The sequence below is a fragment of the Sodalis ligni genome (genome assembly GCF_016865525.2).
Taxonomy (GTDB): domain Bacteria; phylum Pseudomonadota; class Gammaproteobacteria; order Enterobacterales; family Enterobacteriaceae; genus Acerihabitans; species Acerihabitans ligni.
In genome coordinates, this window is record NZ_CP075169.1 from 211,662 (window position 1) to 231,000 (window position 19,339).

Below are 19,339 nucleotides of genomic sequence, written 5' to 3' on the forward strand. Positions count from 1 at the left end.
GAAGGAAAACGTCACAACATCATTAAGCTAGGCCGCGTTTATGACAATTTAATGTCAAAAGATACGGCCCCGTGATGTGGCCCTCCTTTAACACGCTCGGTTCAAGCTTCGGTGATTGATGGCCGGTCTGCCATCGCGGCCGGCACAGGCATCGCATTGATAAGCTGCGGTTATAAATCCTTCAGGTAGCAGCCGATGCTCTGCGCCGCTTTGCGTCCTTCCGCGATGGCGGTGACGATCAGGTCCGCCCCGCGTACGATATCGCCGCCGGCGAATATCTTGGGGTTGCTGGTCTGCAGCGGATAACCCGACACCACCGGCGCCACTACCCGTCCCTGTTTATCCAGCGTCACGTTATGATCCGCCAGCCAGGACATTCGGTGCGGACGGAAACCAAACGCCAGCAGTACCGCATCGGCGCTGATTATCTCCTCGGATCCGGCGATGGGCACCGCCTGCCGGCGGCCCGATCCATCCGGTTCGCCCATGGCGGTATGGATCATGGTAACGCCGGTGACCTGTCCCTGTTCATTAACCTCAAAGCGCAGGGGCTGGAGGTTGAACATGAATTCCCCCCCTTCCTCCCGGGCGTTTTTCACTTCCTTCTTCGAGCCGGGCATGTTTTTCTCATCGCGGCGATAGGCGCAGACAACCCGGGCGGCACCCTGGCGCAGCGAGGTGCGCACGCAGTCCATGGCGGTATCGCCGCCTCCCAACACCAGAACGGTTTTCTTTTCCATACTGGTAAAAGTGTGCTCATCGGTATCGGGATAGCCCATTAAATGGCGGGTATTGGCAATTAAAAAGGGCAGGGCGTCAAGCACGCCGGCGGAGTCTTCATGGTCCAGGCCGGAACGCATAGATTGATAGGTCCCCACCCCCAAAAACAACGCATCGAACTGTTCCAGTAATTGCTCCATGGTGATGTCCCGCCCGATTTCGGTATTCAACCGGAATTCCACGCCCATGGCGCTGAAAATTTCCCGCCGGCGGATCATGACGCTTTTATCCAGCTTAAAGGCCGGAATGCCGAAGGTCAGCAGGCCGCCGATTTCGGGGTAACGGTCAAACACTACCGGCTGGATACCGTTGCGCACCAATATGTCGGCGCAGCCCAGCCCGGCGGGGCCGGCCCCGATTACCGCTACCCGTTTGCCGGTGGGCTTAACCTGCGTCAAATCCGGCCGCCAACCCGCGGCGAGCGCCGTTTCAGTAATGTAGCGCTCGATATGGCCGATGGTCACCGCGCCCTGGTGTTCGTTAAGAGTGCAGGACTGTTCGCAGAGGCGATCCTGCGGACAGACCCGACCGCAGACTTCAGGCAGGCTACTGGTGCTATGGCTGAGCTCCGCCGCCTCAATGATGCGGCCCTGTCCGGCCAGCGCGATCCACTGCGCAATGGCGTTGTGCAGTGGGCAGGTCCATTGGCAAAAGGTCTGTTCGCCGCAATGCAGGCAGCGCGCGGACTGTTCGCCGATCTGCGCCTCGGTAAACGGCCGGTAAATCTCGGCGAAGGTGGTCTTTCGCTGTTCAAGGGGAATTTTGCTCGCTTCCAGCCGGGCAGGACGCGGCGCATCGAGCAGATTTACCACCGGCAGCGGGCCGGGAACGGTAAACGATGGCGGCACAACGGTCCGGCGGTCCGGACCGAACAGATGGCCGGCGGGATCCCTGAGGGCGGCGGCCAGACGTTTTTGCTGCTGCCGTTCATTCATCTGCCGTTCATCCATGATGTGCAGCGCCCGTGTCGGGCAGGCGCGGACACAGGCCGGATCGTAGTTTTGGTCGGCGCATAAATCGCATTTTTGCGCTTCGGTCCGTTGGTAGGACTCCGCCAGACGCCGGCTGGCGGGCTGCACAGTCTCGGTTACCACGGTTATCATGCCGAACGGACAGGCGATGACACAGCTTTTGCAACCGATGCAGAGCGCCTGACGCACCTGAATGGAATCATGGCTGCGGATAATGGCGTCGTTGGGACAGACGGCGGCGCAAGGGGCATCTTCACAATGGCGACAGGACACGGCAAAACTGGCGGAGGCGCCTTTCATTACCTGCAGCCGCGGCGTGAAGTATTCGCGTTTATCGGGGAAGAGGCCGCCGTGATGGCTGACGACACAGGCCACTTCGCAGCTGCGGCAGCCGATACAGGTTTCTGGTTCTGCGACGACAAATCTGTTCATGGTATTTTTCCTGCGGCGGGTATAGCCCCTCGCCGCATACATAATAGGAGAGTTCTGCCCGGAGCCGGGCAGCCAGGCGGCAAAATAACCTTACCTTTATAAAGGTTACTATTCCGCGAGCGCAATCCTTTTTTTACAATAAAACCGGGCGGCAGCGCCGGTTTGTGCAGGCTGCGGTAAACATTCCTCCCTTTTGGTGTAAATGCCCAACCCCGATGGGCGGGGTGGCAAAAGAGGCGCGCCTGCCTGCCGCCGCTTTTTCTGCGTGCCGGCGGTTTCGCGGCTATTCTTTTGCTTAGAACCCATCGATTTTTGTATGCAGGAGACGTGTATGAGTCACTCACCCATTGCCCCTGAACGGGCCGAAACCGACCGGCAGGTGGAAGCCTTTCTCAAATCACTTAACGCCGCCGATGCGCCGCCGGTTGAATCCTTATCGCCACAGGCTGCCCGTGAAGTGCTGATCCGGCTGCAAAAATCTGTTGGGGTCAATCTCGACGGCATTGATGAGTCCGAACAAATCATTATGGTGGACGGCCAGGAGCTGAGCCTGAATATCGTCCGTCCCGCCGGGCATAACGAAGCGTTACCGGCATTTATGTTTTTCCACGGCGGCGGCTGGGTAATGGGTGACTACTTCACCCATAAACGCCTGCTGCGGGATTTGGTAGTGGAAAGCGGCGCAGCCGGAGTGTTTGTGAACTATACCCCCTCCCCGCAAGCGCAATATCCGACGGCGATCCAGCAGGCATACGGCGCTACGCGTTGGGTGGCGGAGCATGGCGCCGCCGTCAATATCGACGGATCCCGGCTGGCGGTGGCGGGCAACAGCGTAGGCGGCAATATGGCGACGGTGGTCAGCCTGATGGCAAAAGAGCACGGCCGGCCTTCCCTTAAGTATCAGGTCTTGTTCTGGCCGGTGACCAACGCGGATTTTGCTACCGAATCCTACCAGCGTTATCCGGAAGGCTATTTTCTGACCAAGGGCATGATGGAGTGGTTCTGGGATAATTACACCACCGACCCGGCGCAGCGGCGGGAAATCACCGCCTCGCCCCTGCAGGCGCTGCCGGGACAATTGGCCGGTTTGCCGCCGGCCCTGGTTCAGGTGGCGGAGTACGATGTACTGAAAGATGAAGGCATCGCATATGCGCGTAAACTTAACGAGGCGGGCGTGGATACCACCCTGACATGCTATTACGGTTTGATCCATGATTTCGGCCTGCTCAATCCCTTGCAGCAGGTGCCGGGAGTGCGCAGCGCGCTGCTGCAGGCCGCGGCACAGCTGAAAAAACATCTGTTTTAACGCCTTGCGCAAGAAATGAGGGCCATGCAGGAGCACAAAAAGTGCGCTTTTGGGCAAATGCCCGGTGATTCTGGCATCCCCACGATGAATTGATCGTTACCATTCGTTATAGTTATTAACTATTTGTTCACAGGGCGGCTTCGGTGAGACCGCCCCTTTTGTATGAGTATGATGATGGCCATGCGTGGTACCTCTCCCCAGCCGGCCGCCAGCGGATGGCGTCTCAACCTGAAAATAATGTCCGTCGTTGTCTTTAATTTTGTTAATTATCTGACTATCGGACTGCCATTGGCGGTGTTACCCGGCTATGTGCATAACCATATGGGCTATAGCGCCTTTTGGGCCGGACTGGTCATCAGCCTGCAATATCTTGCTACCTTGATAAGCCGTCCCTGGGCCGGCCGGTATGCCGACCGGGTCGGGCCAAAACGCATTGTCGTGCTGGGATTGGGCGGCTGTCTGTTAAGCGGCGTAGGCTATCTGCTGTCATTACTTATGGATTCCTGGCCGGTAACGGCCCTGCTTTTTCTGTGCGCCGGACGCATCATTCTCGGTATCGGGCAGAGCTTTGTCGGTACCGGCGCCACCCTGTGGGGCGTGGGCTCGGTGGGATCTATGCATATCGGCCGGGTGATTTCCTGGAACGGCGTGGCCAGTTACGGCGCGCTGGCGGTTGGGGCGCCGCTGGGGGTCTGGCTGCACGCCATCGGCGGCCTGGGACTGCTGTCGGCATTTATCATCCTGGTGGCCGGCCTTGCCATCGCGGCGGCCATACCGCGTCCCAAGGTGAAAACCGTCGCCGGTAAACAAATCCCGTTCAGTGCGGTAGTTGGGATTATCTGGCGTTATGGCCTGGTTTTGGCCTTTGCCTCCTGCGGTTTCGGCGTTATTGCGACTTTCATCACCTTGTTTTATGCCGACAAGGACTGGAGCGGGGCGGCTTTTGCCCTTACGCTGTTCAGCGTGGCGTTTGTCGGTACCCGGCTGTTTTTCCCCAACAGTATTAATCGCTTCGGCGGCCTGCGGGTATCCATGGGCTGCTTTACCGTGGAAGCGCTGGGCCTGTTGCTGGTGTGGCAGGCCCCTTTGCCCTGGCTGGCGGGTGCGGGGGCATTGCTTACCGGGGCGGGATTTTCCCTGGTGTTCCCTGCGCTGGGGGTGGGGGCGATGAAAGAGGTGCCGCCGCAAAATCAGGGCAGCGCCCTGGCCACCTTCACGGCGTTTATGGATTTATCCCTGGGGATTGTCGGCCCCTTGGCGGGGTTGCTGATGGCCCACGCCGGCGTTTCGTCGATTTATCTCGCCGCCGCGGTTCTGGTGATAATCGCCTTGTTAATGACTCTGTCGCTTCAGCGCCGCGTTTTACGGCACCGGGCTTCCGGCCAGGAAGGCTGAAGGGCGCGGGCTTTATACCGGAACACTTCGCGGTATGGGCCTGCCGGGGCGGAAGATTGCATTCCGGGGACGCATTATACTCTCGCGTTAAGCGCTGCCGACAGCCGCCGGGATAGCGCCGGCGACGCATGATTTACCGACGGCATTACGGCCCCTCGTCGCCGCGAGCCGTGGTCGCCGAGGGTAGAGCGGTTATTTGATGGTGATGGTATTCAGTATGGTTTGGGCGTCGCTTTGGGCTTTTTGCTGATTGCCGGCCGGCAGCGTGACTTGCATGGTCAACAAATGATTGTCCACCTTGCCGAAGACCACCGAGGAATAGGCCGGCTTGCCGCCGCTGGAAACGATGCTGTCCAGCTGTTGCAGGGGCGCTCCGTTAACGGTGATGGCTTTGTTGGTCACCACCTGCAGGTCCGGATCCCGGGCGCGCTGCTGCTCTTCCATCCGCTGCGCCAACTGCTCCAGGCTTTCGGGGGTATCGTCGCCAAGAATCACGATAACCGCCTTATGGCCGGATTCATCGGCGTAAACGTGCATATTATTGGCCTGAGTGCCCACTTTACCGCTTTGATCGGTAATATCAGACGGCAAAGCAAAGGCCAGCTTGCCTCCCAGCAGATTCACCTTGTTGGTCGTCTGGGTCTGGGCCGCGCTGTTGCCGGCGGTGGCGTTTTGATCATTTTTATTATCACAAGCCGCCAGACCGATAACCAGCATGCCGATACCCACATACTTCGCTACATTCCGCATATATTTCCTCAATGACTCCATTTTCTCAGCCGGTAGGTCGGCATTTAGTCTGATAGCCCGTACGAATTATTCAGGGTATGAAAAGTCATTAACACTGAGTCAAAGGCTTTTTGCCAGCCATACCAAATTTTCCTCTTCATCATCCTGCGCGTCCACTCGCGTCAACCGATAATGATTTGTTATGAGAAACAATAGCATCCCTTTGAAGCGGTTGCGTGTTTTTACAGTAATCTTACTATAACCCCGCGCTCGGGCCCACTCCTCCTGTGCCGTCCATAGGGCGCTAGCGTAACCCCGGCGGCGGTACTCGGGTGATACACCCCCCAGCCAGCTGCAAAATAGCATACTGTCCAACGCATAACCGGCGATGAACCCTGCGGGACGACCGTCCGCTTCCGCCATCAGCAGATGATGCGGCTGGTTTTGCAGCCGCATTTCGATTTCCAGCAGGGTATGCCGCGTATCAAACTCGGGTAACTGAGCATAGAGCAGATGAATTTCTTTCGCACTGGCGGTGCGCAAGAAGACAGTCATGGCAATCTCCCGATAGCGAGTACGCCAAGAATAGACCAATCCGGACGTTAACTCAGTTGGAGAAATCCGGTTTCCGGCTGTTGCCTTAATTTCTTTAACAGCAGATTGAGCAACACCCCGTACATCGGCAAAAAGAAAAGCAAACTTATCAGTAGTTTAAAAGTATAGTCTACGATGGCTATTTCCACCCAATGGGTTGCCATAAAAGCATCGGTGCTGTGATAAAAAGCGATAAAAAAGAACGCCAGCGTATCGCTGAGATTGCCCAATACCGTTGATGCAGACGGCGCCACCCACCAGCGCCGGCCTTGGCGCAGGCGGTTAAATACATGGACATCAAGAATTTGGCCCAAAGCGTACGCCATGAAACTGGCGCAGGCGATGCGCGCTACGAACAGGTTGAATACGCCCAGGGCGCCAAATCCTTGGCACCGGCCCAGGAAGAACAGCGATGAGACGCCATAGGACACCAGCAGCGCCGGGACCATGACCGCCAGTATTATCCGGCGGGCCAGCGGCGCGCCAAAAATCCGGACCGTCAGGTCGGTGGCCAGAAAAATAAAGGGAAAGGTAAAGGCGCCCCAAGTGGTATGGAAACCCAGAATGGTCACCGGCAGTTGCACCAGGTAGTTACTCGAGGTAATGACAATGATATGAAACAAGGCAAGCCAGAACAGCGCGCGCAGACGCTGCCGGGGAGTAAATTCAAACATATTGCGGCCTTTTTTAGCTATGGGGTGAGGGAACCCAAAACAACCAGCGCGCCATTTTTGTTACGCGGCGCGCATCCTATCAGGTTATGCTGCTATCCGTTTATACTGATAACGCAGCCGCAGAGTTTATCATTGAACCCGCTGAAGCTTGCAACGGAATTTCACCGAGGTAAACTTCACGTGTGCGGGTGAACGCGGAATCAGGCACAGCGCTCGTGCTTAGCTTCTCAACGGAAGGCGAGCGCCCCATGGTGCGGTAGGCCCGCCGACACCGAGTCTGGACCGGACGTGTTAAAGGGAGACCGTGCTGATGGGGTCGAAGCGGGCGTGGTTTTCCCGCCCGCCGGAGCGCCCCATGGTGCGGTAGGCCCGCGATCATCGAACGTGCAGCGAGCATGTTAAAGGGAGACCGTGCTGATGGGGTCGAAGCGGGCGTGGTTTTCCCGCCCGCCGGAGCGCCCCACAGCGCGGTAGGCCCGCGATCACCGAACGCGCAGCGAACGTGTTAAAGGGAGACCGTGCCAATGGGGTCGAAGCGGGCGTGGTTTTACCGCCCGCCGGAGCGCCCCACAGCGCGGTAGGCCCGCGATCATCGAACGTGCAGCGAGCATGTTAAAGGGAGACCGTACCAATGGGGTCGAAGCGGGCGTGGTTTTACCGCCCGCCGGAGCGCCCCACAGCGCGGTAGGCCCGCGATCACCGATCGCGCAGCGAACGTGTTAAAGGGAGACCGTGCTGATGGGGTCGAAGCGGGCGTGGTTTTACCGCCCGCCGGAGCGCCCCACAGCGCGGTAGGCCCGCGATCATCGAACGTGCAGCGAGCATGTTAAAGGGAGAGCATGCCGCTGGGCGACAATATCCCCCTACGCTGTTCCTTTTATTTAGATACTGAATGCGGAAACATCTTTATGTCAGATCCATTCGCCGAAGCCGACCGTACCCTTGATGCCCAGGGGCTGCGATGTCCCGAACCGGTCATGCTGGTACGCAAAACCGTCCGCGGCATGGATACCGGACAAACCCTGCTGATCATTGCCGACGATCCGGCCACCACCCGCGACATCCCCGGTTTTTGCCGCTATATGGAGCATACCCTGGTGGCGCAGACAATCGATCGTCCGCCCTACCGTTACCTACTGCGCAAAGGGTAATATCAGACGTACAGCGAACGAACGATCAAAAAGTGACCGGCGAAATAACCGGCTGCGATCGCCGCCCTGGCCGCCCCGAACGGATAGCGGTAATGGCTGACCAGCCATACCACGGTAGCCAGCAGCAGCAGCGCGGTGCCGGCCAGCAATGAAAACCCATGGTCGTTGCTGCGGGCAAAATACTGCTCTCCCGCCACCCAAACCATCAGCAGGGTCATCGCGATATAGGTGCAAACCGGCCAGCGCAGCTCCTCAAGACGAGACCATATCACCGCTATCAACACCGCGCCAACGATCAACAATGCCGCCGGCAGCGGCCAGAAAACGGTAAAGGTCATCTGGCTGGCGAAACCGACGGTATAAAGCAGATGCGAGAGGAAATACGCGCCGATGACATACATCATCCGTTCCCTTGGCAAAAGCAGCAAGGTATCGGCCACCATGGTCGCCAGTAAACCAAGAATGATCAGATAACCGGTGGCGGTGATGACCGGCGCCTGGCATGCCAGGGCCAACAGCAGCAAAAGGGTGACCGGCCTGAATAACCAGCGCTGCCAGACCGGGCCGCGATAGGCGGCATCAACAAAAAGCCAGCCCGACAGCACAACCGCGATAAATGACCAGAGCATTTTTTTTCCTTATAGATGTGCAGAACTAATAATCCATGAAACAGCGAAATCAAAAGTTGGAATTCGGGTGCCGATCGTCGCTCCAAAGTAGGGATCGGTATATGTTTAAGCAAGATTAAGCAAGGAAGATGCGTCGCGACTGCGCTTCATGCTATGTTAGCGCCAGATTTTTTATATGCAAAATGCATTAACCCAGAATTTAGGGAGATAGCCGGGTTATGAGCAGCGAACAACCCCTATATCGGATTCAATTTATCAACAATGGCAAAAACTATCAGCTTTTTGTCCGTGAGCTTATCCAGAGCGCCATGTTCGGCTTTATTGAAATCGGCGATTTTGTTTTTTACAGTCATAGCACCGTGCTGGTGGATCCGTCCGAGGAGAAGCTGAAAACCGAATTCGAAGGCGTCACCCGCAGTTATATTCCGCTTCATGCCGTGATTCGTATTGATGTGGTGACCGAAAAAGGCAGCGCGCGAATTTCCGAACTGGGCGACAATGTCACGGTATTACCCTATTTTCCGGGTAAAAGCCCCAGAACATGAACCGTTCGCCGCGACACTTCTGAGCGCGCGGCGCCCCTGCGCGAAAGCCCTGCGTTTGACAAGCATTTGCGTATAACTCAGGGCCGCCGCAATTTTTTCTGCCAGGCCAGCATCTCGAATATGCCGAAAAGAAACATCCTGATCTGAAAGAGGATCGTGAATTTGGGCTCGTTTTTCGTCAGGGAGATCTTGAGCAGCAGCAGTTGCAAAACATGCATCAGCACCATGAATATCAGGGCAACATCAAAAAAATATTTCAGCGGCCTGGGGAAGGGCTGGATCACGTTCAGAATCAAAAAACACCAGACCAGCACCATCATTAAACGACCGAGATTAATCCACATCGTTGTGCTCCTGTGGTATGCCTTGACGGACAAATAGCCGGTATGCCACCTGGCCTGCGGATTTTTCGCGATGCAGGCGCCAGTTGGCGGGTATCGCCGGCGTACCGGTTTCCGTCTCTGTTTCGATATAAATCCACGCGTCCGGCGACAGCCAGTGATGTTGTTCCAGTAATTGCGCCGTCTGTTCGATAAGCCCCTTGCGAAACGGCGGATCGAGGAAAACCACATCGTAGGGTTCTCCAGGCTGCGCCAGCCAGCGCAGGCTGTCGGTTACCACCACCTGTCCGTTGCGGGCCCCCAGCAGCCGCAGGTTTTTATCCAGCTGCGCCGCCACGGCCCGATCCTGTTCCAGCAGCGTGGCCGCCGCCGCATGGCGGGACAGCGCCTCCAGACCCAATGCGCCGCTGCCGGCGAAACAATCCAGGCAACGGGAGTCCTGCACCTTCGGCGCCAGCCAATTGAACAAGGTTTCCCGCACCCGGTCGGTGGTGGGGCGCAGGCCGGGGCTGTCGGGAACCGGCAATTTACGTCCGCGCCATTGACCGCCGATCAGACGTATTTGCCCGGCGGGACGGGAGGGGGGATTTTTCGCCATATGCGCCTTGTGGTCACTCAAACGGTTGATAAGCCGTATCAGGGGATATTCTACCGGCCCGATGGCCCGGGGGGAATGTTAATTCGTCACAGTTCGCCAATAGAGCTGAAAAGCCGAGCCTTACGTGTTGGGGCACGGGGAAAAGTGATAAACTATCAGGTTAATCAGTCACGTTATACCCAATAGCTTCAAAGATGACGGGTATATTCATCCGCCATGATTATCAGGCGAGGAGTCTAGTCGCAAATGGCAAAAGATAAAAAACGCGGTTTCTTGTCCTGGTTAGGCCTCAAGCGCCCGGATGAGGAACAGGAAAACCCCCGGCCGGCGCCGGGGGAAGCTGATGACCGGGCCGTTGAGCAAAACGCGGATACCGTAGCGAAGCAGGCTGCGCCCGTGGCCGGTGAATCTGACGCCGTGCGCACCGCCAAGGATATCGTCGACGTCACCGAGCGGGTGGCGCAAGAGCAGGCCGCGGTCACGCCGGCTGCCGATGGCGGCCGCAATACGGCGCAGGCGGCAGAAACGGCGTCCTCCTCTCCGGTGCCCCGTGATGCCTCCGTCTTGGACAGTGTTCCCGCCCCCCGTGATGCCCCCGCCTTGGACAGTGTTTCCGCTCCGCATGATGCCTCCGCCTTGGACAGTGCCCTCCCTCCGGCGGACGAGCGCCCCGTCCAACGCGATGAGGCCGCATTGACGCTGGCGGAGGATGTCCGCCCCGACCGGGATCTCGCGCCGGCGGACGAATGGGAACCGGAACCTTTGGGCGCCGTTATGGCTGAGCCGCCGGTCACCGAGCAGGCGCGTCCGACCCGCGAAGGACTTTTTGCCCGTCTCAAACGGGGGCTGCTTAAAACCAAACAAAATCTCGGATCCGGATTTATCGGATTGTTCCGCGGTAAAAAAATAGACGATGATTTGTTCGACGAGCTGGAAGAGCAATTGCTGATTGCCGACGTGGGGGTGGAAACCACGCGTAAAATCATCTCCAGCCTGGTTGAACATGCCGATCGCAGCCATCTGAAAGACGCGGATGCGTTGTACGGCAAGCTCAAAGAGGAAATGGCCGCTATACTGGCCAAGGTCAGCCAGCCTCTGCAGGTGGGCGGCAAAACCCCGTTCGTTATTTTGATGGTGGGAGTGAACGGCGTCGGTAAAACCACCACTATCGGCAAATTGGCGCACCAGTACCAGGCGGAAGGCAAAACCGTTATGCTGGCGGCCGGCGACACCTTCCGGGCGGCGGCGGTGGAGCAACTGCAAATCTGGGGCCAGCGCAATCAAATCCCGGTGGTGGCGCAGCATACCGGCGCCGATTCCGCATCGGTGATTTTTGATGCCATCCAGGCGGCCAAGGCCCGCGGCATCGATGTCCTGATTGCCGACACCGCCGGCCGATTGCAGAACAAAAGCCATCTTATGGATGAGCTGAAGAAGATTGTCCGCGTCATGAAAAAGCTGGACGCGGACGCCCCCCACGAGGTTATGCTGACCCTGGACGCCAGCACCGGCCAGAACGCCGTCAGCCAGGCGAGACTCTTTAATGAAACGGTGCCGTTAACCGGGATTACGCTGACGAAACTGGACGGCACCGCCAAGGGCGGGGTTATTTTTGCCGTAGCCGATCAGTTCGGCATCCCGATTCGTTATATCGGTGTCGGGGAAGGCATCGAGGATTTGCGGCCCTTTAACGCCGATGATTTTATAGAGGCACTATTTGCCCGAGAGGATTAACTAGGATGATTCGCTTTGAACACGTCAGCAAAGCTTATCTCGGCGGACGGCAGGCACTGCAAAGTGTCAATTTCCACCTTCGTCCGGCCGAGATGGCCTTTTTGACGGGCCATTCGGGAGCGGGTAAGAGTACCTTGCTCAAACTGATTTGCGGTATTGAACGGCCTAGCGCGGGTCATATCTTTTTTGACGGTCACGATATCAGCCGCTTGAGAAATGGCGAAGTGCCCTTCTTGCGTCGCCAGATCGGCATGATCTTCCAGGATCATCATTTGCTGCTGGACAGAACCATTTACGACAACGTGGCGATGCCGTTGATTATCTCGGGAGCGAGCACCGAGGATATCAGGCGCCGGGTGTCGGCGGCGCTGGACAAGGTCGGCTTGCTGGATAAAGCGCGTAACTATCCCATCCAATTGTCCGGCGGCGAACAGCAGCGGGTGGGCATTGCCCGCGCCGTGGTGAACAAGCCCGCGGTTCTGCTGGCGGATGAGCCCACCGGCAATCTTGACGACGCACTGTCGGAGGATATTTTGCGGCTGTTCGAAGAATTCAACCGGGTAGGCGTGACGGTACTGATGGCCACCCACGACCTGGCGCTGATCGCTCGGCGGCGGTATCGTATCATGTCGCTGAATCAGGGAAGAATGGGCGGGGGCGTTGATGGCGAATAAACTTAACCGGCCGCAGACCGCGAGCGGCGCCAAAGCGGCCAAGAGCAAGGCTTTGCGGGGCGGCTGGCGCGAACAGTGGGCTTATGCCTGGAGCAATGCCTTCGGAGATATGCGGCGCCAGCCGTTAGCAACTCTCCTAACCGTTACCGTTATTGCCATATCGTTGACGTTGCCCAGCATATGCTATCTGGTATGGAAAAACGTCAGCCAGGCGGCGGCGCAGTGGTATCCAAGCCCGCAGCTCACCGTCTATCTGGATAAAACCCTGGATGATGATGCGGCCCTCAAGGTCATGAATCGCCTGAAGCAGGAAGCCGGCGTGGATAAGGTGAATTACCTTTCCAAAGAAGAGGCGATGGGGGAATTCCGTAACTGGTCGGGCTTTGGCGGCGCGCTGGATATGCTGGAGCAGAATCCGCTGCCGGCGGTGGCCATCATCACGCCGAAGCTGGATTTCCAAAGCGCCGACACCCTTAAAACGCTGCGGGATCGGGTCGCGGCGGTGCCTGGGGTGGATGAGGTGCGAATGGACGACAGCTGGTTCGCCCGACTGGCGGCCCTGACCGATTTGGTGGGACAGGTCGCGGCCACCATCGGCGTGTTGATGATCGTTGCGGTATTCCTGGTTATCGGCAACAGCATCCGTCTGAGCATCTTCAGCCGCCGTGACACCATCAACGTGATGAAGCTGCTGGGGGCCACCGATGGGTTTATCCTGCGGCCGTTTCTCAACGGCGGGGCTTTGCTGGGGCTGGGCGGCGCCATTGTTTCGCTGATCCTGTCGGAAGCCCTGGTATGGCGGCTGCAATCCGTGGTGGAGAAGGTGGCCTCGGTGTTCGGCACCACCTTTGCCCTGCACGGGCTTGACTGGTCGGAGATTCTGCTGCTATTACTGATTTCCACCATGATTGGCTGGCTGGCGGCCTGGCTGGCGACGGTGCAACATTTACGTCGTTTTACACCCCAATGATGTTTTTTTGTTATACTCGGATAACGATATTACAACCGCACAAGCTGATCTACGTTACGTTTTAACCTGAACTAATATGCTGCGAGTGGGTCTTAATATCGGCTGTTGATACAAAAGTTGCCCGTAAAACAACGGCCGCTTGATGTGACAGCATATGAGAATTTAGCGAGAGGACTTGAATGATTAAAGATATGCAAGCTTTAGCCCTGGTTCCCCAAGGCAGTCTGGAAGCCTACATCCGGGCAGCCAATGCCTATCCTATGCTTACGGCGGAGGAAGAGAGGTCTTTGGCTGAACAACTGCATTATCAGGGCGATTTGGAGGCGGCCAAGCGGCTTATCCTGTCTCACCTGCGCTTTGTCGTCCATATCGCGCGTAATTATTCCGGTTATGGTCTGCCGCAGGCGGATTTAATCCAGGAAGGCAATATCGGCCTTATGAAAGCGGTGCGCCGCTTCAATCCTGAAGTAGGGGTCCGGCTGGTTTCTTTCGCCGTGCACTGGATTAAAGCTGAAATTCACGAATACGTTCTGCGCAACTGGCGCATCGTGAAGGTGGCCACTACCAAGGCCCAGCGCAAGCTGTTCTTCAATTTGCGCAAAACCAAACAGCGCCTGGGCTGGTTCAATCAGGCCGAAGTCGAGATGGTGGCGCAAGAACTCGGCGTCACCAGTAAAGACGTGCGTGAAATGGAATCGCGCATGGCGGCTCAGGACATGACCTTTGATCCGACCCCGGATGAAGATGTCCGCGAGGGGCAATCCATGGCCCCGATGCTCTATTTGCAGGATAAGTCTTCCGATTTCGCCGACGGCATTGAAGAAGACAACTGGGATGATCATGCGGCGGACAAGCTCGGCCTGGCGCTGGAAGGCCTGGATGAGCGCAGCCAGCATATTATCCGCGCCAGATGGCTGGATGACGACAACAAGACCACGCTGCAGGAACTGGCGGATAAATACGGCGTTTCTGCGGAACGCGTGCGCCAGCTGGAAAAAAACGCCATGAAAAAAATGCGGATGGCGATAGAGTCGTAATTTGAAAGGCCTGCCTCATTGCTGAGGGCGGCCCTAGACTGCTGACAAGCGTACTCGGAGTCAATAAGGCGGGACAGGCTGCCAGAAGAGTAAACCGTCCGCGCCAGGGATGGCGCGGATCGAGCCTACATGGATGTATTCACGGCGAGTTTACGATCTGGCAGCCTGTCCCGACCGGGCAGTTTGTCAATAAGCTCAGGCACCCTCATTGCTGAGGGCGGCCTTTTTGCTTTCGGTGGTTAGCCCTTGACGCTGGCTATCACTTCGCGGGCGGTGCGCACGATGGCATCGGTCGTGATATCGAACTTGGCGTACACGTCTTGAATCTTGCCCGATTCGCCGAAGTCGTGCATGCCGACGAATTTGCCTTCAAAGCCGATGTACCTTTCCCAGCCCAGTTCAACCGCCGCCTCGATGGCGACTCTGGCCGCCGTATCCCCTAATACCGATTTTTGGTATTGGCGATCCTGCTCTTCAAAAAGCAGCCGGCACGGCATGGAGACCACGGCGGTGGGCACGCCTTCTTTTTGCATTATTTCCCGCGCCTCAACGGCAAGATGCAGTTCCGAGCCCGTTGCTATCAGGGTCAGCTGACGGGGTCCGCCCTGGGCCTCCAGCAGAACGTAGGCGCCCCGGGCCGATTTATTTTCGGTCCCGGCTTCTTTTCGCAACAGCGGCATGGGCTGCCGGGACAGCGCGATAAGGGCGGCGCGGCGCGGCTGCTCCAGGATCAGTTCCCAGCATTCGGCGGTCTCCACCGGATCCCCCGGCCGGTATACGCCCAGATGGGGAATCGCCCTAAGCGCCGCCAGATGCTCAACGGGCTGATGCGTCGGTCCGTCTTCCCCCAGCCCGATGGAATCATGGGTCATGACAAAAATTGTGCGTATACGCATCATCGCCGCCAGCCGGATGGCCGGTCGGCAATAGTCGGAGAAGCAAAGAAACGTGCCGCCGTAGGGGATTAAACCGCCATGCAGCGCCAAACCGTTCATGGCCGCGGCCATGCCGTGCTCGCGCACGCCGTAATGGATATACGAGCCATCATAGTGACCGGGGGTGATCTCCACCTGATTTTTCGCTTTGGTATTGTTTGACGGCGTCAGATCCGCCGACCCTCCCAGCATTTCCGGTATCGCATCGAACAGATGATTAAGCACGGCGCCGCTGGCTTGGCGGGTGGCCATGTCGGCTCCGCTTTTGATGAATTCTTCGCGCGCGGCGGCGATGGCGGCTTTCCAGTTTACCGGCAGCTCACCGCGGGTGCGGCGTTCGAACTCCCTGCGCAGATCCTCAGGCGTATTTTTCACGCGTTCCGCCCAGGCCATCCGGGCGGTCCGGCCTTTTTCGCCGATGGCGCGCCACTCTTTTAACAACTCCTCCGGGATCACGAACGGCGGTGAATCCCAGCCGAGGATTTTACGGGCGCCGGCGATTTCTTCCTCGCCGGGAGCATCGCTATGGGCTTTCTGGGTCCCGGCCTTGGTAGGGAAGCCAAAACCGATGATGGTCTTGCAGGCAATCAAGGTGGGTTGATCTTCTATCCCACGAGCCGTGGTGATGGCGTTGCGGATGGCGTCGGTGTCATGGCCGTCGATTTCCAATACGTACCAGCCCGACGCGCGGAAACGTTCAATCTCATTGTCAGAGACCGACAGGCTGGTGGCGCCGTCAATGGAGATGGAATTGTTATCCCAAAACGCAATAAGGCGGCCTAGCTTGAGGTGGCCCGCCAGGGAGATAGCCTCCTGGCTGATCCCCTCCATCAAACAGCCGTCACCGAGAAAAACGTAAGTGTAGTGGTTAACCAGGTCATCGCCGAAGGTTGCATTCATGATGCGTTCACCCAGCGCCATGCCGACCGATTCCGCAATGCCCTGGCCCAGCGGTCCGGTGGTCAGCTCAATCCCATCCGCGTGCCGGTATTCAGGATGGCCCGGCGTCTTGCTCCCTACCTGGCGGAAACGCTCCAATTCCTCCACCGGCATGTCCGCATAACCCGTCAAATACAACAGGCTGTAGAGCAGCATCGATCCGTGGCCGTTGGAGAGCACGAAGCGGTCGCGGTCCAGCCAGTGCGGGTCCGCGGCATCGAACTGCATGAATTCTTTGAACAGGACGGTGGCGATGTCGGCCATACCCATGGGCGCGCCGGGATGGCCGCTTTTCGCCTTTTGTACAGCATCCATGGAAAGGAACCGGATACAGTCCGCCATATCGCGAAGGTGCCGGTCACGAGGCGCCGGTACGCTTTTCGGCGCTGTTGGTGTTCCGGAAGGTTGTTCTGTCATCGTTATACCCTCTTATGTCATTGACGTTTAGCGTTCATCATCGAGTAAATGGGTAAGCGCAAGGCGTAAGACAACGGCATCCTGACCGGTGGAGCGACGGCATCCCATCCAGCGGAGATTAGGCCGAGCGGACCGTCTATCGTTTTGCTCGGCATTGGCCCCATGTGCTGCCCGCAAGTTACTTCGACGATCAACAGCTTAGTGGGAAAGGTATTGATACCACGGCATCTGATGGTTCTCTGTTCTACATAATAGCGTAAGACGTCGGTTCACGCCGCTCTTCGGTCATCACCTGGCGGCTTTCGGGACGGCGACTTCCCTTTTGAGACGAACGGAGCCAGCATCGGTAGTCTTTTGGTTATCAATAAAATAAAGATGCGGCTTCCCATACGCCTTTACCGCAATAATATTAATTGTTATTTTGCCTGTTACCGAAGGAATATATAGCAGTGAAGGAAAAATATATTAATTTTCATAAAATGATTATTGTTAATATTTTAATTTTTCATTGTAAGCGTGAACGGTATCTATCAATAACAACGCTGTCTCAAGGAGCGTAATAATGGACTATAGGGCTATTTACATTCTTATTATCAGCCGTATGTATTACCTGTTTACCCGCGGCCGGGTCAATATAATACAATGAATATGCCGTTATATTACTACCCGGTCATGGGCAGTTACTACGTCCCGCTACAGCGAGTGATGATGCCGTTAATCAATGTCGGTTATGCTTTACCCGGAGAATATGCCGCCAGGGCTGTACCGGAGCATATTCCCGCTATGAATGGCATACCGGGTATACGTGAAAGGCTCAGGGGCGCCGGGCAGGCCGCGCCGTTATTGCACTGTCCCTGCCTTAGTCAACGCCCGTCCCGCGTCGCCGCTCCGTTTAATACCGCCAGGGTATCCCGCGCCGCCTCCCGTCCGGTTGAGCATTCTCCCCCTCAACGGGCGCAGGCTCCTGACTCCGCCCGTGGCAGACGAAGTCCCGCATTGCCGTTAACCCGCCACAACGTCAAACAATGGGAGGGGGCGAATCCCGCGCCGGCAAATCCCAGTGGTGCGTGGCTGGTGAAAAAATGAATCACCGGTTAGCCATGGCGAAAGGGGGCAGGTGAAGTCCGGCGGAAATCATATTGCATACATTATACAAAAATGAGATATTGTATAAAATAATTGCCTATCAATGTGATTAAAAGAGGATTTCAATGAACACCGCCCCGGTCTATCTCAATCCCGAAGGCGCCTGCCCGGCGCAAGGACTCTATTCCCACGCGACGCGGGTGAGCACCGGCACGATGTATTATCTGGCCGGTCAGCTCTCCGTGGCGGAGGATGGCGGCGTTGCCGGGAAGGGAGACTTCGCCGCTCAGTTTATCCAGGTGTTCGCCAATCTTGAGGCGGTGCTGAAGGGCTTGGGTCTGGGCTGGCGGGATATCGTCAAATTCACCACCTTTATGGTGCACTCACAGCATATTGAATTGTTTATGCGGCTGCGCGCCGAGCACTTTCCCCATTTTTTTTCCGGCGATCTGTTTCCCCCCAATACCTTGCTGGTGGTGAACCGGCTGGTGAAAGAGGACTTTTTGCTGGAAGTGGAGGCTATTGCCTGCAAAAGCGCTGAAGATTTACGGTGAGATTGAAATAATTCCCGGCGGACAGGAAAGGCATGAAATAGTACACTGTTGCAGTTGGCGGGGCCGATAAGCAGCGATATTCCGGATGCCGCGGTGCGATAGCTCCGGGCTGGGGCGGCCTATGACAAATGAATTGATGACGGAATAACAACATGCCCTCAGTGATGCTCGCCGGCGGGTCCGCAATGCCGGAGCCGATGTCGTTGCCGGAAATAGTCTACCGAAAACTGCGTGATGCGATTCTCAACGGCGTCTATGCCCCCGGCGCCATGCTGCGCCAGGAAGAAGTGGCCGCCCAGTTGGGCGTCAGCCGCAATCCGCTGCGGGAGGCGCTGCCCCGTTTGGAGTCCGAGGGCATCGTGGTGCTGTATCCCCGGCGCGGTTATGCGGTGGTGAAACTGGATCCCACAGAAATATGCAATGTGTTTGATTTGCGTATTTTATTGGAAACGGACCTGGTGGCCCGCTCCGTCGTGCTGAAGACCAAAGCCGATGAGCAGCGGGTCCAATCCATTCTCGACGATATGGCGCTGCTGGTGGAGCAGGCGGAAGCCGCTGACAGAACCCGCTGGTTCGATTTGAACCTGCGCTTTCATGACGCCATGCTGCTGCCGGCCCGCTGTCCGCACCATATGAAAGCGCTGGCCCAGTCGCGAGGTGCGCTGGAGGCCTATATACGCGCCGAGGTCCGGTTGACGGGGGATCTTAACCAGGCCCAAAGGGAACATGCCGAACTGACCCTGGCGTTTATCTCCGGCGATAAGGACCGGCTGATCCGGCTGACCCGGGAACATTCCGAACACACCCGCGATCGACTGTTGCGCGGGCTGCCGCGCTGGCAATAGACG

General features: G+C 57.3%; 19 protein-coding genes. 11 read left to right on the forward strand and 8 right to left on the reverse strand.

The window, feature by feature from the left end; translation table 11 throughout:
- Positions 1-170: 170 nt before the first annotated feature.
- Positions 171-2,183 carry a formate-dependent uric acid utilization protein AegA gene (aegA, locus tag GTU79_RS00910; protein WP_203524449.1) on the reverse strand — a complete coding sequence of 671 codons (2,013 nt, stop codon included), beginning with the start codon at positions 2,181-2,183 and terminating at the stop codon, positions 171-173.
- Between the two features lie 331 nt (positions 2,184-2,514).
- Between aegA and GTU79_RS00915 the strand changes: the two genes are divergently transcribed.
- Both GTU79_RS00915 and GTU79_RS00920 read left to right on the forward strand, forming a co-directional pair.
- Positions 2,515-3,489, forward strand: coding sequence for an alpha/beta hydrolase (locus GTU79_RS00915; protein ID WP_203524448.1), 975 nt, complete (start codon positions 2,515-2,517; stop codon positions 3,487-3,489).
- Positions 3,490-3,651: 162 nt separating this feature from the next.
- Complete coding sequence (locus GTU79_RS00920) at positions 3,652-4,884, forward strand: MFS transporter (protein ID WP_420854150.1); 1,233 nt, start codon at positions 3,652-3,654, stop codon at positions 4,882-4,884.
- Between the two features lie 192 nt (positions 4,885-5,076).
- On the opposite strand, the gene GTU79_RS00925 is transcribed toward GTU79_RS00920, so the two are convergent.
- The 3 genes from GTU79_RS00925 to GTU79_RS00935 all read right to left on the reverse strand — a co-directional run bounded on the left by GTU79_RS00925 (position 5,077) and on the right by GTU79_RS00935 (position 6,881).
- The gene (locus GTU79_RS00925; RefSeq protein ID WP_132923919.1) at positions 5,077-5,634 is read right to left on the reverse strand and encodes a DcrB family lipoprotein; all 558 of its coding nucleotides are present in this window, start codon (positions 5,632-5,634) and stop codon (positions 5,077-5,079) included.
- A 99-nt stretch (positions 5,635-5,733) separates the two neighbouring features.
- Entirely contained in the window at positions 5,734-6,168 is a 435-nt protein-coding gene (locus tag GTU79_RS00930) for a GNAT family N-acetyltransferase (protein ID WP_132923918.1), read from the reverse strand.
- A gap of 47 nt (positions 6,169-6,215) precedes the next feature.
- Positions 6,216-6,881 carry a 7-cyano-7-deazaguanine/7-aminomethyl-7-deazaguanine transporter gene (locus tag GTU79_RS00935; RefSeq protein WP_203524447.1) on the reverse strand — a complete coding sequence of 222 codons (666 nt, stop codon included), beginning with the start codon at positions 6,879-6,881 and terminating at the stop codon, positions 6,216-6,218.
- Between the two features lie 908 nt (positions 6,882-7,789).
- Between GTU79_RS00935 and tusA the strand changes: the two genes are divergently transcribed.
- Positions 7,790-8,032, forward strand: coding sequence for a sulfurtransferase TusA (gene tusA, locus GTU79_RS00940; RefSeq protein ID WP_132923916.1), 243 nt, complete (start codon positions 7,790-7,792; stop codon positions 8,030-8,032).
- A 2-nt stretch (positions 8,033-8,034) separates the two neighbouring features.
- Here tusA and GTU79_RS00945 read toward each other — a convergent pair whose 3' ends face one another.
- Positions 8,035-8,661, reverse strand: a complete 627-nt coding sequence (locus tag GTU79_RS00945) for a lysoplasmalogenase (protein ID WP_203524446.1) — start codon at positions 8,659-8,661, stop codon at positions 8,035-8,037.
- A 218-nt stretch (positions 8,662-8,879) separates the two neighbouring features.
- On the opposite strand from GTU79_RS00945, the gene GTU79_RS00950 reads away from it, so the two are divergent.
- On the forward strand, positions 8,880-9,206 hold the full coding sequence (locus GTU79_RS00950) for a DUF1820 family protein (RefSeq protein WP_132923914.1): 327 nt from the start codon (positions 8,880-8,882) through the stop codon (positions 9,204-9,206).
- A gap of 77 nt (positions 9,207-9,283) precedes the next feature.
- Here the strand turns inward: GTU79_RS00950 and GTU79_RS00955 are convergent, their stop codons facing one another.
- Positions 9,284-9,550, reverse strand: coding sequence for a DUF1145 family protein (locus GTU79_RS00955; protein ID WP_132923913.1), 267 nt, complete (start codon positions 9,548-9,550; stop codon positions 9,284-9,286).
- Positions 9,540-10,145: a 16S rRNA (guanine(966)-N(2))-methyltransferase gene (gene rsmD, locus GTU79_RS00960; protein ID WP_203524445.1), complete on the reverse strand. Its 606-nt coding sequence runs from the start codon at positions 10,143-10,145 to the stop codon at positions 9,540-9,542. The genes GTU79_RS00955 and rsmD overlap by 11 nt, the downstream gene beginning before the upstream one ends.
- 246 nt (positions 10,146-10,391) lie before the next feature.
- Here rsmD and ftsY point away from each other — a divergent pair, with 246 nt between their 5' ends.
- The 4 genes from ftsY (at position 10,392) to rpoH (ending at position 14,560) form a co-directional block, all read left to right on the forward strand.
- Positions 10,392-11,879 (forward strand): signal recognition particle-docking protein FtsY, encoded by a 1,488-nt coding sequence (gene ftsY, locus GTU79_RS00965; RefSeq protein WP_203524444.1) that lies wholly within the window; start codon positions 10,392-10,394, stop codon positions 11,877-11,879.
- 5 nt (positions 11,880-11,884) lie between these two features.
- Positions 11,885-12,553: a cell division ATP-binding protein FtsE gene (gene ftsE, locus GTU79_RS00970; protein WP_132923910.1), complete on the forward strand. Its 669-nt coding sequence runs from the start codon at positions 11,885-11,887 to the stop codon at positions 12,551-12,553.
- Entirely contained in the window at positions 12,543-13,523 is a 981-nt protein-coding gene (ftsX, locus tag GTU79_RS00975) for a permease-like cell division protein FtsX (protein WP_132923909.1), read from the forward strand. Before ftsE ends, ftsX begins: the two co-directional genes overlap by 11 nt.
- Before the next feature lie 179 nt (positions 13,524-13,702).
- The gene (gene rpoH / locus GTU79_RS00980; RefSeq protein WP_132923908.1) at positions 13,703-14,560 is read left to right on the forward strand and encodes an RNA polymerase sigma factor RpoH; all 858 of its coding nucleotides are present in this window, start codon (positions 13,703-13,705) and stop codon (positions 14,558-14,560) included.
- A 239-nt stretch (positions 14,561-14,799) separates the two neighbouring features.
- Here rpoH and tkt read toward each other — a convergent pair whose 3' ends face one another.
- The gene (gene tkt, locus GTU79_RS00985; protein ID WP_420854219.1) at positions 14,800-16,776 is read right to left on the reverse strand and encodes a transketolase; all 1,977 of its coding nucleotides are present in this window, start codon (positions 16,774-16,776) and stop codon (positions 14,800-14,802) included.
- A 717-nt stretch (positions 16,777-17,493) separates the two neighbouring features.
- Between tkt and GTU79_RS00990 the strand changes: the two genes are divergently transcribed.
- The 3 genes from GTU79_RS00990 to GTU79_RS01000 all read left to right on the forward strand — a co-directional run bounded on the left by GTU79_RS00990 (position 17,494) and on the right by GTU79_RS01000 (position 19,336).
- Positions 17,494-17,937, forward strand: a complete 444-nt coding sequence (locus tag GTU79_RS00990) for a hypothetical protein (RefSeq protein WP_203524442.1) — start codon at positions 17,494-17,496, stop codon at positions 17,935-17,937.
- A 125-nt stretch (positions 17,938-18,062) separates the two neighbouring features.
- Positions 18,063-18,491, forward strand: a complete 429-nt coding sequence (locus GTU79_RS00995; RefSeq protein ID WP_203524441.1) for a RidA family protein — start codon at positions 18,063-18,065, stop codon at positions 18,489-18,491.
- Positions 18,492-18,643: 152 nt separating this feature from the next.
- The gene (locus tag GTU79_RS01000) at positions 18,644-19,336 is read left to right on the forward strand and encodes a GntR family transcriptional regulator (RefSeq protein ID WP_203524440.1); all 693 of its coding nucleotides are present in this window, start codon (positions 18,644-18,646) and stop codon (positions 19,334-19,336) included.
- The last annotated feature ends 3 nt before the right edge of the window (positions 19,337-19,339 follow it).

What these genes read in the sequence shown, in the direction of transcription:
- aegA (WP_203524449.1), bottom strand. Translation starts at nt 2,183, where the DNA reads ATGAACAGATTTGTCGTCGCAGAACCAGAAACCTGTATCGGCTGCCGC.
- GTU79_RS00915 (WP_203524448.1), top strand. Translation starts at nt 2,515, where the DNA reads ATGAGTCACTCACCCATTGCCCCTGAACGGGCCGAAACCGACCGGCAG.
- GTU79_RS00920 (WP_420854150.1), top strand. Translation starts at nt 3,652, where the DNA reads ATGAGTATGATGATGGCCATGCGTGGTACCTCTCCCCAGCCGGCCGCC.
- GTU79_RS00925 (WP_132923919.1), bottom strand. Translation starts at nt 5,634, where the DNA reads ATGCGGAATGTAGCGAAGTATGTGGGTATCGGCATGCTGGTTATCGGT.
- GTU79_RS00930 (WP_132923918.1), bottom strand. Translation starts at nt 6,168, where the DNA reads ATGACTGTCTTCTTGCGCACCGCCAGTGCGAAAGAAATTCATCTGCTC.
- GTU79_RS00935 (WP_203524447.1), bottom strand. Translation starts at nt 6,881, where the DNA reads ATGTTTGAATTTACTCCCCGGCAGCGTCTGCGCGCGCTGTTCTGGCTT.
- tusA (WP_132923916.1), top strand. Translation starts at nt 7,790, where the DNA reads ATGTCAGATCCATTCGCCGAAGCCGACCGTACCCTTGATGCCCAGGGG.
- GTU79_RS00945 (WP_203524446.1), bottom strand. Translation starts at nt 8,661, where the DNA reads ATGCTCTGGTCATTTATCGCGGTTGTGCTGTCGGGCTGGCTTTTTGTT.
- GTU79_RS00950 (WP_132923914.1), top strand. Translation starts at nt 8,880, where the DNA reads ATGAGCAGCGAACAACCCCTATATCGGATTCAATTTATCAACAATGGC.
- GTU79_RS00955 (WP_132923913.1), bottom strand. Translation starts at nt 9,550, where the DNA reads ATGTGGATTAATCTCGGTCGTTTAATGATGGTGCTGGTCTGGTGTTTT.
- rsmD (WP_203524445.1), bottom strand. Translation starts at nt 10,145, where the DNA reads ATGGCGAAAAATCCCCCCTCCCGTCCCGCCGGGCAAATACGTCTGATC.
- ftsY (WP_203524444.1), top strand. Translation starts at nt 10,392, where the DNA reads ATGGCAAAAGATAAAAAACGCGGTTTCTTGTCCTGGTTAGGCCTCAAG.
- ftsE (WP_132923910.1), top strand. Translation starts at nt 11,885, where the DNA reads ATGATTCGCTTTGAACACGTCAGCAAAGCTTATCTCGGCGGACGGCAG.
- ftsX (WP_132923909.1), top strand. Translation starts at nt 12,543, where the DNA reads ATGGCGAATAAACTTAACCGGCCGCAGACCGCGAGCGGCGCCAAAGCG.
- rpoH (WP_132923908.1), top strand. Translation starts at nt 13,703, where the DNA reads ATGATTAAAGATATGCAAGCTTTAGCCCTGGTTCCCCAAGGCAGTCTG.
- tkt (WP_420854219.1), bottom strand. Translation starts at nt 16,776, where the DNA reads ATGGCGGACTGTATCCGGTTCCTTTCCATGGATGCTGTACAAAAGGCG.
- GTU79_RS00990 (WP_203524442.1), top strand. Translation starts at nt 17,494, where the DNA reads ATGAATATGCCGTTATATTACTACCCGGTCATGGGCAGTTACTACGTC.
- GTU79_RS00995 (WP_203524441.1), top strand. Translation starts at nt 18,063, where the DNA reads ATGAACACCGCCCCGGTCTATCTCAATCCCGAAGGCGCCTGCCCGGCG.
- GTU79_RS01000 (WP_203524440.1), top strand. Translation starts at nt 18,644, where the DNA reads ATGCCCTCAGTGATGCTCGCCGGCGGGTCCGCAATGCCGGAGCCGATG.